Origin of the sequence: Variovorax sp. LjRoot84 (assembly GCF_964254305.1) — a bacterium.
Classification (GTDB): domain Bacteria; phylum Pseudomonadota; class Gammaproteobacteria; order Burkholderiales; family Burkholderiaceae_C; genus Variovorax.
In genome coordinates this window covers 4,770,824-4,785,644 of record NZ_CAXUTE020000001.1, presented here as the reverse complement: position 1 = coordinate 4,785,644, position 14,821 = coordinate 4,770,824, and the positions used below count along the sequence as shown (strand labels likewise).

Genomic DNA, 14,821 nt, shown 5'->3' with positions numbered 1-14,821 from the left:
CTAACACTCACAAAGCGTCCAGAGCCAAGACCCTATGCACTCCGGGCTTGTGCGGGCCCTACATCGCCATCACGACGAACACCTTGCGCAGGGTCTCATGCACATGCCATTCGCCGGTGGTGTGCTGCGGAAAGAACAGCGTGTCCCCCGCGCGGATCCGAAGCGGCTCGCCGCCGGTCGGCGTGAAGGTGCACGCACCCGCGAGGATGTGCATGACCTCGGCATTGGGCAGCTGGCGTTCGAAGCGGCCGGGTTCGCATTCCCAGATGCCGCTGTTGTTGCCGCCGGCGCCTGCCAGCTCGACGTCGATGCCGCGCAGGCGGCACGGCGGCTCGCTCAGCGGGCGCGCGGGCGTGCCCTGGTCTTGCAGGCCGCCGATGGTGGCGGATTGGTGCAGAACGGTGATGCTCATGAGGATGAAGAGGAAAGAGGAGGAGGGGATGCGGGTTCGGCTGCCGGGGCAAGGGCGCGCTCGGCCATCTCGCAGAACCAGCGCACGCCCAGCGGCAGCGCATCGTCGTTGAAGTCGTAGCAGGGGTGGTGCAGCGCGCGATCGCCCTCCGGGCCCGGATCGGCGCGGCCCTGGCCCAGCCACAGGTAGGCGCCGGGCCGGCGCTTCAGCATGAAGGCGAAGTCCTCCGAGGTGAAGGCCGCGCGCGGCGCCATGTCGGCTTGCAGGCCGATGGCCTTTGCCGCGGCGAGCGCGAGCGCGGCCTCGTCGCTGGTATTGACCGTGGCCGGGTAGTAGCGCACGTAGTTGACTTCGGCCTGGGTGCCGCTGGCCAGCGCCACACCGTCGACGGTGGCGCGCAGCGCGGCCTCGATGCGGTCCTGCGATGCGGCGTCGAAGCTGCGCACGGTGCCGGTGATCGACACCTCCGCGGGCAGCACGTTGTGGCTGTGGCCGCCTTCGATGCGCGTGACCGACAGCACCGCCGATTCGCCGGGGTCGATGCGGCGCGAGACGATGGTGTGCAACTGGGCGACGAGCTGGCTCGCGGCAAGGATCGCGTCGGGCGTGTGATGCGGCTGCGCCGCATGGCCGCCGCGGCCGCGCAGCACGATGTCGAAGCGGTCGGCCGCGGCCATGATCGGGCCGGCCCGCGTCTGCGCGTGGCCCAGCGGCAGGTCGGGCCAGTTATGCAGCGCATAGACGCTGTCGCAGGGGAAGCGCTCGAACAGGCCGTCATCGATCATCGCGCGCGCACCGCCCTTGCCCTCTTCGGCCGGCTGGAAGATGAAGTGCACCGTGCCGTCGAAGCGGCGCGAGCGCGCCAGCTGGCGCGCGGCGCCGATCAGCATGCTGGTGTGGCCGTCGTGCCCGCAGCCGTGGTGCACGCCCGGCGTGCGGCTGGCGTGGGCGGCGCGCCCGAGCTCGACCATCGGCAGCGCGTCCATGTCGGCGCGCAGGCCCACGCTGCGCACGCCGCTGCCGCAGCGCAGCGTTCCGACCACGCCGGTGCCGCCGACCCGTTCATGCACTTCGAGGCCGAGGAGCCGCAAGGCCGCAGCCACCACGCCGGCCGTGCGCCTTTCCTCGAACGCGAGTTCCGGATGTGCATGCAGGTCGCGCCGCAGCGCGACCAGTTCGGGCAGCAGGTCGGCGACCGGCGCGGCGATCGCCTGCAGCGTCAACGCCCGGCCTCGACGGCATCGGCCAGCTCGGCCAGCGTGTGGAAGTGGTAGTCGGGCTGGGTGTGCTTGGACTCGAGCGTGCCGCCGGAACCCTTCTGCCCATGGCGGCGCTCGATCCAGCAGGTGGTGATGCCCAGCTGCTTGGAGATGCCGATGTCGTGGTACTGGCTTTGCGCCACGTGCAGGTTGTCCGCCTGCTTGTAACCCCAGGCGCCTTCGAAGCGACCGCGGGCGTAGGCGAAGTAGCGTGCATCGGGCTTCTCGCACAACGCGTCGTCGCAGCTCAGCAGCATGTCGAAGGGAGAGCCCAGCGTCTTGTCGAAATGGGCCAGCGCCCACTGCTGCGCGTTGGTCATGGTCACCAGCTTGAAGCGTTTGCCGAGCCGCTTCAGTGCTTCCACCGAATCGGGGAACGCCGGCCACTGCGCCACCGAATCGCGCAGGCCCTGCGCGAGCGCGTCGGTGTCGGGCAGGCCGAGTTTCGGCGCGATGGCGTGCCAGCAGCGCTCCAGATCGTCGGGGTACCAGCCGGCCTTGCCGTCGGCGCGCGCATAGCGGTAGGCGGCGAGGAAGTCCTCGTCCGTCACGCGGGCCTCGGGCACGGCGGAGCGCAGGTAGGCGAGCATGCCGCCCTCGAAATCGATCAGCGTGCCGACGACGTCGAAGGTGAGCACCTTGAAATCTTGCAGGGACATGGTGAAAGCTCCAGTGATGACGGCAATGCCGGTTGCCATGAGCATAGGGGCCGCTTTCTGCATGGCCGAACCGAACTGGGTCTGCGCTGCGGCACAGGATTTCGTTGTCCGCGCCTTGCCGGCATCTTCTTCTGCCGCGTGCGACCCGCCGACGCCCGCAGGCCGCGACGAGGGCCTTCAGATCAGCGCGCTGATCGCCTCACCCATCTCGATCGTCGTTGCCTTGCCGCCCAAGTCGCCCGTGCGCGGGCCCGCCGCCAGCACTTGCTCGATGGCTCGCACGATCGCATCGTGCGCTTCGCGATGTCCGAGGAAATCGAGCATCAGCGCGCCCGACCAGATCATCGCCACCGGGTTGGCAATGCCCTTGCCGTAGATGTCGGGCGCAGACCCGTGAACCGGCTCGAACAACGAAGGGAACTTGCGGTCCGGATTGAGATTGGCCGACGGCGCCAGGCCGATCGTGCCGGTGCAGGCCGGTCCCAGGTCCGACAGGATGTCGCCGAACAGGTTGCTGGCCACCACCACGTCGAAGCGCTGCGGCTGCAGCACGAAGCGCGCCGACAGAATGTCGATATGCTGCTTGTCCACCTTCACTTCGGGATAGCCGCTGCCGACCGCGTCCGCGCGACCGTCCCACCACGGCATGCTGATCGCGATGCCGTTGCTCTTGGTCGCCACCGTGAGCTGCTTGCGCGGCCGGGACTGCGCGAGGTCGAACGCGTACTTCAGCACCCGGTCGGCGCCGAAGCGGCTGAACACCGATTCCTGCACGACCACTTCGCGCTCCGTTCCCTCGAACATCACGCCACCGAGATTGGTGTATTCGCCCTCGGTGTTCTCGCGCACGATGTAGAAGTCGATGTCGCCGGGCTTGCGGCCGGCCAGCGGCCCGGGCACCCCTTCGAACAGACGCACCGGCCGCAGGTTCACGTACTGGTCGAACTCGCGCCGGAACTTCAGCAACGAGCCCCACAGCGAAATGTGATCCGGCACCGTGTCCGGCCAGCCGACCGCGCCGAAGTAGACGGCGTCCATGCCTTCGAGCCGGGACTTCCAGTCGTCGGGCATCATCTGCCCGGTCTTGACGTAGTAGTCGCAACTGGCCCAGTCGATGTGCGTCACGGCCAGTTCGATGCCGAAGCGGCGCGCGGCCTTCTCGAGGACGCGCAGGCCCTCGGGCATCACTTCCTTGCCGATACCGTCGCCCGGAATGGCGGCGATGCGAAGCGTCTTGCTCATGGTGTCTGCCTTCTTGTCGATGTTCAGTACGCGGATGCGCCGGCGGCGCTCATGGCGCTCTCGGTGCCGAGGCCAAACTCGCCGGCCAGGCGACGCGCGGCCTGTGCGAGCAGCGTGACGTCGATGCCGACCGCCACGAAGGTGGCACCGAGCTCGAGGTACTTGCGTGCCAGCGCGAGGTCCGCGGTCAGCGTGCCGGCCGCCTTGCCGCTCGCGACGATGGTGCGGATGGCGCGGTCGATGGCGGCCTGGACCTCGGGATGCCCCGGTGCGCCGCGGTGGCCCATCGACGCCGCCAGGTCGGCGGGGCCGATGAACACGCCGTGCACCCCGTCGACGGCGCAGATCTCTTCGAGGTTGTCGAGGGCGGTGACGGTCTCGGCCTGCAGCAGCAGGCAGACCTCGTCGTTGGCAGCGCCCAGGTAGTCGCGCCGGGCACCCCAGCGCGAGGCCCGCGCCACGGCAGCGCCGACGCCGCGCACGCCCTCCGGCGGATAGCGGGTGGCCGCCACCAGCGCGCGCGCCTGTGCGGCCGTGTCGACCATGGGCACCAGCAGGTTCTGCACCCCGATGTCGAGCAACTGCTTGATCAGCGCGGTGTCGCCGCTGACGGCGCGCACGACCGGCTGGCCGGGATAGGCCGCGACCGCCTGCAGCTGCGCCAGGGTGCTGCGCACATCGTTGGGTGCATGCTCGCCGTCGATCAGCAGCCACTGGAAGCCAACGGTTGCGCAGACTTCCGCGCTGTAGGGCTGCGCCATCGACAGCCAGAGACCGATCTGCGGCTGTTTGGCGAGCAGTGCGTGCTTGAAGGAATTATTCATGACCGTTGCTTCCATTCAGTCCAGCCCGCCCTGGCACACGTACTTGGTGTGCAGGTAGTCGTCCAGGCCGTGGACCGAGCCCTCGCGGCCATAGCCCGACTCCTTCACGCCGCCGAAGGGCGCGGCCTCGGCGGCCAATGCGCCTTCGTTGATGCCGACGATGCCCGACTCCAGCGCATCGGCCACGCGCCAGATGCGACGCAGGTCTTGCGAGTAGAAGTACGCGGCCAATCCGAACGGCGTGTCGTTGGCCTGCGCGATCACGTCCGCCTCGGTGTCGAAGCGCGTGATCGGTGCCACGGGCCCGAAGGTTTCCTCGCAGGCACAGGCCATCGTCGCGTCGACGTCGACGAGCACCGTGGGTGCGTAGTAGTGGGGTCCCAGCGCCGCCAGGCGCTCGCCGCCGGCGAGCACGCGCGCGCCCCGGGCGACAGCGTCGCGGACATGGCGCTCGATCTTCTCGACCGCGCGGACATTGATCATCGGGCCGATCTGCGAGGCGGCATCGGTGGCGGGCCCGACCTTGAGCGCCGCGACGCGCGCGCCGAGCTTGTCGGCGAAGGCGTCGTGCACGCTGCTGTGCACGAACACGCGGTTGGGGCACACGCAGGTCTGTCCGCCGTTGCGGAACTTGGCGGCCATCAGCCCTTCGACCGCAGCATCGAGGTCGGCATCCTCGAACACGATGAAGGGCGCGTTGCCGCCCAGCTCCAGGGACAGCTTCTTCAGCGTGTCGGCCGAACGACGGGCGAGGTGCTTGCCCACCGGCGTGGAGCCGGTGAAGGTGATCTTGCGCACGCGCGGGTCGTCCAGCCAGACGTCCACCACCTCGGGCGTGCGTTCGCGCGAGGCGGTGACGATGTTGAGCACACCGGGCGGCACGCCCGCCTGTTCGGCCAGCGCAACCAGCGCCAGCGAGGTCAGCGGCGTGTCCTCGGCCGGCTTGCAGACCACGGTGCAGCCGGCGGCCAGCGCCGGGGCGATCTTGCGCGCGATCATCGCGGCGGGAAAATTCCACGGCGTGATCGCAGCGACCACGCCCACCGGCTCCCTGAGCGCGAACATGCGGCGCCCCGGCAGCGGGGCGGGAATGACGTCGCCGTTGGCGCGCACGGCCTCTTCGGCGAACCACTCGATGTAGCTGGCGGCGTAGGCGATCTCGCCCTTTCCCTCCGCCAGCGGCTTGCCCTGCTCGCGCGAGACCAGGCGCCCCAGGTCGTCCTGGTTCGCCATCACAAGGTCGTTCCAGCGCTTGATGATCTGCGAGCGCTGCTTGGCGGGAACCTGGCGCCAGGCGGCGAACGCGCTGTGCGCGGCGTCGACGGCGGCGCGCGCCTCATCGGCGCCGCTGTCCGGTACCTGGGCGATCCGTCCTCCGGTGGCGGGATCCGTCACGTCGAGCGTGCGGCCGGTGGCGGCGCGCCACTCGCCGGCAATGAAATTGGCGCTGCGCAGCAGGCCGGGTTGGGAAAGCGTCAGGGGCATGGTTCCGGGAATCGGGGGGTTCGGCTAACGAAGGAAGGCTCAGCTCACGATGCCCATGTGCCAGGGCACGAACTCGTGATCGCCCAGGCCCAGCAACTCGCTCTTGGTCGGTTCACCCGAAGCGGCGCGCAGGATGTGCTGGAAGATGCGCTCGCCCATCTGCTGCACGTCGAGTTCGCCGTCCAGGATCAGGCCGCAATTGATGTCCATGTCGTCCTCGAGACGGGTGAACATGGCCGTGTTGCTCGCGAGCTTGATGGTCGGCGACGGCTTGGAGCCGAACATCGAGCCGCGGCCGGTCGTGAAGCAGATCAGGTTCGCGCCGCTGGCGATCTGGCCGGTCGAGGCCACCGGGTCGTAGCCGGGCGAGTCCATGAACACGAAGCCGGACTTGTCGATAGTCTCGGCATATTCGTACACCGCCTGCAGCGGCGTGGTGCCGCCCTTCATCGCAGACCCGAGGGACTTCTCGAAGATGTTGGCCAGCCCGCCGGCCTGGTTGCCGGGGCCCACGACGCCATTGAACTGCCCGTTGTGGCCGCGTGTGTACTCCTCCCACCAGGCGAGGCGGTCGAGCAGTTTCTGCCCCACTGCCGGGCTCACGGCGCGGCGCGTGAGCATGAACTCCACGCCATGGATTTCCGGGGTCTCCGAGAGGATGGCGGTGCCGCCGTGGCGCACCAGGATGTCCATCGCCGCGCCCAGCGCCGGATTGGCAGTGATGCCGGAGAAGCCGTCCGAGCCGCCGCATTCCAGGCCGATCTTCAGGTGCGCCGCGCTGACCGGCTGGCGCTTCACGTCGTTCGCGGCGGGCAGCATGGACTGGATGGCCGCGATGCCCGCGGCGATGGTGGCGCGGGTGCCGCCGGTGTCCTGCATCACGAAGGTTCGCACATGTGGGCCGGGCACGAGACCCTGCGATGCCACGAGGTCGGCGACCTGGTTGCGTTCGCAGCCGAGGCCGACGATCAGCACGCCGGCGAGGTTCGGATGGCGCGCATAGCCGGCAATGGTCCGGCGCAGCACGTCGAAGTGCTCGCTCGGCGACGACATGCCGCAGCCGCTGGTCTGCGCGAAGGCCACCACGCCGTCGACATTCGGGTACGGCGCCAGGCGCTCCGGCGTGAAGTGGGCGGCGATCTGCTTGATGACGGTGGCCGAGCAATTGACCGACGAGATCAGGCCGACGAAGTTGCGCGTGGCGACGCTGCCGTCCGGGCGCACGATGCCCATGAACGTGGCGCGCTCGGCCTCCGGGACGTAGTCGACGGGGCGCACGTCCTCGCAGAAGCCCGGGTCGCGGTCGAAGTCGACCAGCTCGAGGTTGTGCGTGTGCACGTGCTCGCCGGGCTCGATGTCGCGCATGGCTGCGCCGATGACGGTGTCGTACTTCCTGACCTTCTCGCCGGCGGCGATCCGGCTCGCCGCGATCTTGTGGCCGGCAGGCACCTGCGCGCGCACGCGCAGGCCCAGCTCCGGCAATGCCTGGCCCAGCGCGATGGGGGCGCGGGCGATCAGCACGTTGTCGTTCTCGTGCAGCCGGATGAGCGGCGAAGGGGCGGCGACGGCAGCGGTGGCAACAGCGGTCATGCAGATCTCCTGGCGGGTTCGCCTCAGTTCTTGCTCATCAGCTCCTTGAGCTTGAGCCTCTCGATGAGCAACTTTTCCTTGGCCACGCTGGCGCTCACGTATTTCTCGTAGTCCGGCGCGTCGAGGTACATGAGCGGCGCGTCGATCCTGGCGCAGGCGGCGGCGAATTCCGGACTCGCGGCGGCGACCTTGAAGGCCGCGCGCAGCCGGGCGGCGACGTCCGCGGGCAGGCCCTTCGGCGCGCCGATGCCGTTGGGTGCATCCACCACGACGTTGTAGCCGGCCTCTTTCAAAGTGGGCGCGTCCTTGAACTCCGTCGTGCGCTGCTCGCCCCACGTGGCCAGGAGGCGCAGCTTGCCCGACTTGACATGCGGCGCCCAGGAGCTGGAATCGGCCAGCACATCGACGTGGCCGCCCATCAGCGCCTGCAGCGCCTCCGCACCGCCCTTGAAGGGAATGGCGTTGAACTTCACGCCGGCGGCGATGGCGAACTCCTCCATGCCGACATGCGTCGCGCCGCCCAGGCCGGCGCTGCCGTAGGTGATCTTGTCGGGGTTGGCCTTGGCGTCGGCCACCAGGTCCTTGAGCGTCTTCCAGGGCGCTTCGGCACGCACCGCGATGCCGAAGGTCTGGCCCGAAACGCGCGCGATGTAGCTGAGGTCCTTGAGGGGATCGACCTGCACCATGCCGAGCTGCGAAAAGCGCGTCACCGAGATCGGGATCTGGCCGATCGTGTAGCCGTCGGGCTTGGCGCTCGCCAGCGCCTTCAGGCCGATCATCCCGGAGGCGCCGGCCTTGTTGTCCACCACGACCGACTGCCCGAGCTCCCTGGCCGCGGCGGTGCACAGCGCGCGCATGGTCACGTCCGCAGTGCCGCCGGCGGGCCAGGGGCAGATGAAGGTGACGGGACGATCGGGGTAGCCGGCCGCGACAGCGTGCGTGGCGGCGAATGGAAGCATGGCGGCGCCGAGGCTGCCCAGCATGAACTGGCGGCGATTGGATCGCATTGTCTTGTCTCCTGATTGCATCGTGGGAAGCACCGATTGTTCAGGGTCTCATCATTACAATCCAATGAAGTTACCGACTCTCTTCTTTCCTATTGGGTTATGAACGATGCCTGCCATCGATCGCGTGCTTCGTTCCAACCTGAAGCTGCGGCATCTGCAGCTGCTGGTGTCGCTCGACGAGTTCCGCCATCTCGGCCGTGCGGCCGAATTCCTGTCGGTCACTCAGCCGGCGGTATCGAAGACGCTGGCGGAGATCGAACGCATGTTCGACCTCGAACTCTTCGTGCGTTCGACACGCGGGACGGAACCGACCGCCTACGGATCGGCCGTGGTGCGATTCGCGCGATCGGTGCTGGCCGACTACGGCCGCACGCGCGACGAGATCGCTGCCGTGGCGAGCGGCGCGGCAGGCCGGACCAGCGTCGGCGCCATGGTGGTCGCCACGCCCTCCCTGCTGATGCGTGCCGTCGCGTTGCTGAAGGAGCGTTCGACACAGACCACCGTCATGATCGAGGAGGGAGATCTCACCCGCCTGCTGCCGCGCTTGCGCGTCGGCGAGCTGGATCTCTTCGTCGGGCGGCTCGAGCCGGGGTATGCGGCGCCGGACCTGAAAACCGAAGCCTTGTACGCGGAGCCCATGTGCGTCGTGGTGCGGCCCGACCATGAACTGGCGTCCGCCGCCAGGCCGACCTGGCGCCAGCTTGTTCAACTGCCGTGGGTGGTGCCTCCGCCCTGGGCGTCGTCGCGCATGAAGCTCGAGCAGATGTTCTACAAGCATCGCCTGGTGCCGCCTGTGGACATCGTCGAGACGGCATCCTTTCTCGTGACGCTCAGCTGCATCCGGGAGCGATCCGCCGCCGGCTTTCTTGCGCTCGGCGTGGCGCGGCATTTCGAAGGCGAGGGCCTCGTCAAGGCGCTCAGGCTGCCGGTCCCGATCGAGCTGCCGCCGGTTGGCATGATCACGATGCACGGGCGCAACCCGACGCCGGCTACCGAGCAACTGATGCGATGCCTGCGGGCCGCCGCGGCCGAGCGCATGTCGACCGAAGCTGCCCTGTAGCGGCCTGTCAGCGCTTCTTCCCGTCGAGCGCCTGCATCGACTTCATCGAGGAGCGGCGAGCAGATCGCCCCCCAGGGCGGAGGCGGCCGAAACGGGATAAGGGCCCTTGCGCCGCACTGCCCGGACGAACTCCATGGCCTGCACCTGCTGCGCGCTGTACTCGGCCGCGGGGCCGGCCGGGAAATGCTTCGGATCCTTGTCCATGGCGATCAGCAGCAGATCGTCCGTCGTCAATGGATCCGAGTCTTGGGCGCGGTCCGCCAGGCCGACCTCGAGCGCGAAGGCCCATTCCGCCGGCGCCGCTGGATCCTTGCGCAGCATGCGCGCCGCGAGCTTCGCGGCGTTGGGACTCAGCCGGGCGATCATTGCAAAACATTCATCCAGATGCACGCAGACCTCCAAAGTTGGCCGGGGGATGCTGCCAGCGCCAGCGAAATTGGCTGTAGGCGGCTTCCGTTATCCGGCGTCGGCCTTGCACGCGCCACGGCTGTGCAGGCCAGGAAAACTGATTTCCGCTCGCGTCCTTGCGCCGGCCGGCCGCCTTGCGCAAACTCCGGCGCCACCAAGGAGACGACATGGACGAGACACTGCAGCAGGAACTCCTGATCCGCCGGCTGGTCGAGCGCTGGGCGGTCTGGCGCGACGCCGGCGACTGGGAGCGCTTCGCCACCGTGTGGCATCCCGAGGGCGTGATGATGGCCACCTGGTTCCAGGGCCCGTTCCGCGACTTCATCCGCGTCACGCAGGAGGGTTGGGCCAAGGGCGTGAGCATCCTGCACTTCCTGGGCGGCTCGGCCGTCGAGGTGGCGGGCGAGCGCGCCATCGCGCAGACCAAGATGACCATCTCGCAGCGCGGCATGGTCGAGGGCGTGCTCTGCGACGTGGTGTGCACCGGCCGCTTCTACGACTTCATCGTCAGGCACGAAGGCGAATGGAAGCTGCTGCATCGGCAGCCGATCTACGAGAAGGACCGCATCGATCCCGTCGACTCGGCCGCAACCGTCGAGCTCGATGCCGAAGCGCTGGCGAAGTTTCCCGAGGGCTATCGCCATCTCGCCTACATCCAGTCCCGCATCGGCTACACGGTCAAGCTCGACATGCCGATGCTGAAGGGCGAGGCGGTCGAGGCGCTCTACCGCCGCGGCACCGCGTGGCTGGCCGGCGGTGCGCTCGAGCGCTGAGCCCGGCAGCGCGCCATGGACCATTGCCTCACCCGCCGCGCGGCGCTCGGCGCCGCGCTGGCCTTCACCGCATGCGCTGCCATCGCGCAGGGCGGCTACCCCGACCATCCGCTGCGCATCGTCGTGCCCCAGCCGGCAGGCGGCGGCTTCGACTTCGTCGCCCGCACGCTGGCCGACCGCCTCGGCAAGCAGCTGGGCCAGCCGGTGGTGGTCGAGAACCGGCCGGGCTCGGGCACGGTCGTCGGCACCGACCTGGTCGCCAAGGCGCCGGCCGACGGCTACACGCTGCTGCTGGGCTCGGTATCGAACCTGGCCTTGAACATGGGCATGTATCGCAACCTGCCCTACGACAGCCTGCGCGACTTCGAGCCGCTGGGCCTGGCCGTGGCCTACAGCTACACGCTGATGGCGCGCAAGGAGCTGCCGCAAGCCACGCTGAAGGAAGTGATCGGCTACGCCAAGGCCAACCCGAAGAAGCTCAACTACGCATCGGCCGGCAATGGCTCGGGCCAGCACGTGATTGCCGCGGCGCTGTGGCATGCGGCGGGCGTGGAGCTGACCCACGTGCCCTACCGCGGCGCACAGGCGGCCTACCAGGACCTGATCGGCGGCCGCGTCGATCTGTTCTTCGATCTCTCGTCGACCGCGCGCACCCAGATCGATGCCGGCACGGTGCGCGCGCTCGCGGTTTCCGGTGCGGCGCGCATCCCGACGCAGCCGGACATCCCGACCATCGCGCAGACCGGCGCGGCGCCGCTGGAACTGGAATCGTGGTTCGGCGTCTTCGCGCCGGCGAAGACGCCGCCCGCCATTCTGGAGCGCTTGCGAACCGAACTCGCACGCGTGATCGCGATGCCGGAAGTGACCGAGACCTTCCGCAAGGCCGGCGGCAAGCCGCTCGCGCTTTCGGTCGCCGACACGCGTGCGCTGGTGCAGAAGGACGTGGAGCGCTGGAGCCGGACCGTGCGCGAGCTCGACATCCGGCCCGAGTGAGCGCTCAGCCGTTGCGGAACAGGAAGCTGTAGGCATTGAGCGCCGGCACGCCGCCCAGGTGGGCATAGAGCACCTTCGAGCCCGGTGCGAACTCTCCACGGCGCACCCTGTCGATCATTCCGTGCATCGACTTGCCCTCGTACACCGGGTCGGTCAGCATGCCTTCCTGCCGCGCGCAGAGACGGATGGCTTCCAGCGTGCCTTCGTTGGGAAGCCCGTATTCGGGGCCGCCGTAGCGCGTGTCGAGAATCACGTCCTCTTCGGCGATGTCGCGGCCCAGCCCGACGAGCTCGGCGGTGCTGCGCGCGATGCGCAGGATCTGCGCCCGCGTCTGCTCGGGCTTGGCCGATGCGTCGATGCCGATGACGCGGTCTGCGCGGCCGTCGGCCGCGAAGCCGACCACCATGCCGGCCTGCGTGCTGCCGGTGACCGAGCAGACCACGATGTAGTCGAACTTGAAGCCCAGTTCGGCCTCCTGTGCGCGCACCTCTTCGGCGAAGCCGACGAAGCCCAGCCCGCCGAAAGGATGCTCGGAGCAGCCGGCCGGAATCGGGAAGGGCTTGCCGCCGGCCTTGCGCACATCGTCCATGGCCTGCTCCCAGCTCGGGCGGATGCCGATGTCGAAGCCGGCCGCGTCCAGGCGCACATCGGCACCGAGGATGCGCGACATCTCGATGTTGCCCACGCGGTCGTAGACGGCATCCGAATAGTTGACCCAGTTCTCCTGCACCAGCACGCACTTGAGCCCCAGGTGCGCGGCCACGGCGGCGACCTGGCGCGTCTGGTTCGACTGGATGCCGCCGATGGACACCAGCGTGTCGCAGCCCTGGGCCAGCGCCTCGGGAATCAGGTACTCGAGCTTGCGCGTCTTGTTGCCGCCGAAGGCCAGGCCGCTGTTGCAGTCCTCGCGCTTGGCATAGAGATCGACCTTGCCGCCCAGGTGTGCACTCAGGCGCTTGAGCGGGTGGATCGGCGTGGGGCCGAAGGTCAGCGGATAACGGGGGTAGCGGCTCAGGTTCATGGCGATGCTCCTTGGGTGCGGCGATGGGGCCATCGTAGGAAGAAGTGCGGTTCACAGGGTTGTGAAAACTGGGCTTTCAACGCACCATGAGCATCCTGCTGATCAGTTCGTCAGCGTTTCATTTCACGATGGCCAAAAATCAAGCAACAAAAGTTCGTAGCACGCCGGAAGCGGCGTCTCTGCTCGATCGCACCGACAAATCGATTCTTCGGGCACTGCAGCGCGATGCCTCGATCTCCAACGTGGCGCTGGCCGCCAAGGTCCATCTGAGCCCGCCGGCCTGCCTGCGCCGCGTCGAGCGTCTGAAGCGCTCGGGAATGATCGGCGCCACGGTCGCGCTCCTGAATCCGCAGGCGCTCGGCGCCGGCATGCTGGTGATGATCGGCGTGGTGCTCGACCGCTCGACGCCCGAATCCTTCAGCGACTTCGAGAAGGCCGCGGTGAAGATCTCCGGCTGCATGGAGTGCCACGTCGTGACCGGCGAGTTCGACTACTTCATGCTGGTGCGCACCGCCGACAGCGAGAGCTTCAACCGGCTGCACGCCGAGCAGCTGCTCTACCTGCCGGGCGTGCGGCAGATCCGGTCCTTCATTGTGATCAAGCAGGTGCTGTCGACGACGCAGATCCCGCTGGCCTGAGCATGAACACCTTCACCACTTCGGCCAGCCCCGTCGCCTGCTCGCGCAGCGACCGCGAGGCCGCGGCCGATTGCTCGACCAGGCTGGCGTTTTGCTGCGTCATCTGGTCGAGCTGGGAGATGGCCTGGGTCACCTGGCCGATGCTGTCGCTTTGCTCGGCCGTGGAGGCATTGAGCTCGGCCATCAGGCCCGTCACGCGTTCCACGGCGGCGACGATCTCGGCCATCGTGCGTCCCGCATCCTCGACCAGCTGAGCGCCCGAGGCCACGCGCAGCACCGAGTCGCCGATCAGGCCCTTGATCTCGCGCGCGGCCTGCGCGCTGCGCTGCGCGAGGTTGCGCACCTCCGCCGCCACCACCGCGAAGCCGCGGCCCTGTTCGCCCGCGCGCGCCGCCTCGACCGCGGCATTGAGCGCGAGGATGTTGGTCTGGAAGGCGATGCCGTCAATCACGCCGATGATGTCGCCGATCTTCTTCGACGCGGCCGTGATCTCGTCCATGTTGGCGACCACCTGGCCCACCACCGCGCCGCCGCGCGTGGCGGCCTGCGCGGCGGAGCCCACGAGCGCGTGGGCTTGGCGCACGGCATCGGCGTTCTGCTGCACGGTCTCGGTGAGCTGGTGCATCGAGGCCGAGGTCTGCTGCAGGCTGGAGGCGGTGGACTCGGTGCGCTTCGACAAATCCTGCTGCCCGCTTGCGATCTCGAGCGCGGCCGTGCCGATGGTGCTCGACGCCTGGTCCACATGCCCGATCGCGCCGGCGATGCGTTGCAGCGCCGATTGCAGCAGGCGCGCGGCCGGCGAACGCGCTTCGATGTTCACGCCGTCGAGCGCGAGGCGTTCGCCCTGTTCCAGCCGACTGACCAGCTGGTGCAGCTCGTGCCCCTGGACCGCATCGCGGCGCATGCGCTCGCCGATCAGGATCTCGAAGCCGGTCTGCACCACCACGTAGCCGGCGTGCAGCAGCACGATCGCGAAGTCCGGCTCGGTCGTGCAGTAGACCGGAAAGCCCAGCGCCTGCAGGCGGTCGAAGGCCACGTGGTGCACGGCGATCGCGCCGGCGCCGATGACCAGCGGCTTCCAGTCGCGGTAAAGGAGGAGAAAGGCCAGCGTGACGAAGACGCCGAAGTGGTATTCGACGCGCCCCATGCCGAGCTGGATCTGCAGCGCCACGGTGGCCATCAGCAGCACCGGGAACGTGCAGCGCGCCAACAGGGTGCCGCGCGCGAGCGCATGGAGCGCGAGGCCGACCGCCATGAGCAGGCCAGCGGCGCCCAGCGCCGGTCCGAAGCTCCCCTGGACGAAACCGAGGCCTGCGGCCATCAGGCACCCCAGGGTCAGCGCGCCCATCATCCACGAGTCGGCCTGTCGTCTCAGGCTGGCCAGGTCCAGCGAGGCCGAGGCCCCGGCGAGCGATGTATTCATCTTCGATCTCCGCAGTTGGTGAAGGGA

General features: G+C 68.6%; 15 protein-coding genes. 4 read left to right on the top strand and 11 right to left on the bottom strand.

The window, feature by feature from the left end:
* Nucleotides 1–58 precede the first annotated feature (58 nt).
* From ACSQ9I_RS23795 to ACSQ9I_RS23760, 8 genes are all read right to left on the bottom strand, one after another.
* Nucleotides 59–412, bottom strand: coding sequence for a cupin domain-containing protein (locus tag ACSQ9I_RS23795; RefSeq protein WP_436314679.1), 354 nt, complete (start codon nt 410–412; stop codon nt 59–61).
* Nucleotides 409–1,635 (bottom strand): M20 aminoacylase family protein, encoded by a 1,227-nt coding sequence (locus ACSQ9I_RS23790; protein ID WP_436314678.1) that lies wholly within the window; start codon nt 1,633–1,635, stop codon nt 409–411. The genes ACSQ9I_RS23795 and ACSQ9I_RS23790 overlap by 4 nt, the downstream gene beginning before the upstream one ends.
* Nucleotides 1,632–2,330, bottom strand: coding sequence for an HAD-IA family hydrolase (locus ACSQ9I_RS23785; protein WP_436293259.1), 699 nt, complete (start codon nt 2,328–2,330; stop codon nt 1,632–1,634). Before ACSQ9I_RS23785 ends, ACSQ9I_RS23790 begins: the two co-directional genes overlap by 4 nt.
* 177 nt (nt 2,331–2,507) lie before the next feature.
* Nucleotides 2,508–3,572: a tartrate dehydrogenase gene (locus ACSQ9I_RS23780; RefSeq protein WP_093105508.1), complete on the bottom strand. Its 1,065-nt coding sequence runs from the start codon at nt 3,570–3,572 to the stop codon at nt 2,508–2,510.
* A gap of 23 nt (nt 3,573–3,595) precedes the next feature.
* Entirely contained in the window at nt 3,596–4,396 is an 801-nt protein-coding gene (gene hpaI / locus ACSQ9I_RS23775) for a 4-hydroxy-2-oxoheptanedioate aldolase (RefSeq protein ID WP_436314677.1), read from the bottom strand.
* A gap of 15 nt (nt 4,397–4,411) precedes the next feature.
* Nucleotides 4,412–5,881, bottom strand: a complete 1,470-nt coding sequence (locus ACSQ9I_RS23770) for an NAD-dependent succinate-semialdehyde dehydrogenase (RefSeq protein WP_436314676.1) — start codon at nt 5,879–5,881, stop codon at nt 4,412–4,414.
* Nucleotides 5,882–5,920: 39 nt separating this feature from the next.
* Nucleotides 5,921–7,471 (bottom strand): UxaA family hydrolase, encoded by a 1,551-nt coding sequence (locus tag ACSQ9I_RS23765; RefSeq protein WP_436314675.1) that lies wholly within the window; start codon nt 7,469–7,471, stop codon nt 5,921–5,923.
* 23 nt (nt 7,472–7,494) lie between these two features.
* Nucleotides 7,495–8,478 carry a Bug family tripartite tricarboxylate transporter substrate binding protein gene (locus ACSQ9I_RS23760; protein WP_436314674.1) on the bottom strand — a complete coding sequence of 328 codons (984 nt, stop codon included), beginning with the start codon at nt 8,476–8,478 and terminating at the stop codon, nt 7,495–7,497.
* A 106-nt stretch (nt 8,479–8,584) separates the two neighbouring features.
* Here ACSQ9I_RS23760 and ACSQ9I_RS23755 point away from each other — a divergent pair, with 106 nt between their 5' ends.
* Nucleotides 8,585–9,538: a LysR substrate-binding domain-containing protein gene (locus tag ACSQ9I_RS23755; protein ID WP_436293262.1), complete on the top strand. Its 954-nt coding sequence runs from the start codon at nt 8,585–8,587 to the stop codon at nt 9,536–9,538.
* 42 nt (nt 9,539–9,580) lie between these two features.
* Here ACSQ9I_RS23755 and ACSQ9I_RS23750 read toward each other — a convergent pair whose 3' ends face one another.
* On the bottom strand, nt 9,581–9,904 hold the full coding sequence (locus tag ACSQ9I_RS23750) for a hypothetical protein (RefSeq protein ID WP_436314673.1): 324 nt from the start codon (nt 9,902–9,904) through the stop codon (nt 9,581–9,583).
* A 209-nt stretch (nt 9,905–10,113) separates the two neighbouring features.
* On the opposite strand from ACSQ9I_RS23750, the gene ACSQ9I_RS23745 reads away from it, so the two are divergent.
* Together ACSQ9I_RS23745 and ACSQ9I_RS23740 are read left to right on the top strand one after the other, a co-directional pair.
* Entirely contained in the window at nt 10,114–10,719 is a 606-nt protein-coding gene (locus tag ACSQ9I_RS23745) for a nuclear transport factor 2 family protein (RefSeq protein ID WP_436314672.1), read from the top strand.
* Between the two features lie 15 nt (nt 10,720–10,734).
* On the top strand, nt 10,735–11,712 hold the full coding sequence (locus ACSQ9I_RS23740; RefSeq protein WP_436314671.1) for a Bug family tripartite tricarboxylate transporter substrate binding protein: 978 nt from the start codon (nt 10,735–10,737) through the stop codon (nt 11,710–11,712).
* A gap of 4 nt (nt 11,713–11,716) precedes the next feature.
* Here ACSQ9I_RS23740 and ACSQ9I_RS23735 read toward each other — a convergent pair whose 3' ends face one another.
* Nucleotides 11,717–12,733: a 1-aminocyclopropane-1-carboxylate deaminase gene (locus tag ACSQ9I_RS23735; RefSeq protein ID WP_093105533.1), complete on the bottom strand. Its 1,017-nt coding sequence runs from the start codon at nt 12,731–12,733 to the stop codon at nt 11,717–11,719.
* 128 nt (nt 12,734–12,861) lie between these two features.
* Here ACSQ9I_RS23735 and ACSQ9I_RS23730 point away from each other — a divergent pair, with 128 nt between their 5' ends.
* Nucleotides 12,862–13,371 (top strand): Lrp/AsnC family transcriptional regulator, encoded by a 510-nt coding sequence (locus ACSQ9I_RS23730; protein ID WP_436314670.1) that lies wholly within the window; start codon nt 12,862–12,864, stop codon nt 13,369–13,371.
* Here the strand turns inward: ACSQ9I_RS23730 and ACSQ9I_RS23725 are convergent.
* Entirely contained in the window at nt 13,331–14,794 is a 1,464-nt protein-coding gene (locus ACSQ9I_RS23725) for a methyl-accepting chemotaxis protein (protein ID WP_436314669.1), read from the bottom strand. The genes ACSQ9I_RS23730 and ACSQ9I_RS23725 overlap by 41 nt on opposite strands.
* Nucleotides 14,795–14,821 lie beyond the last annotated feature (27 nt).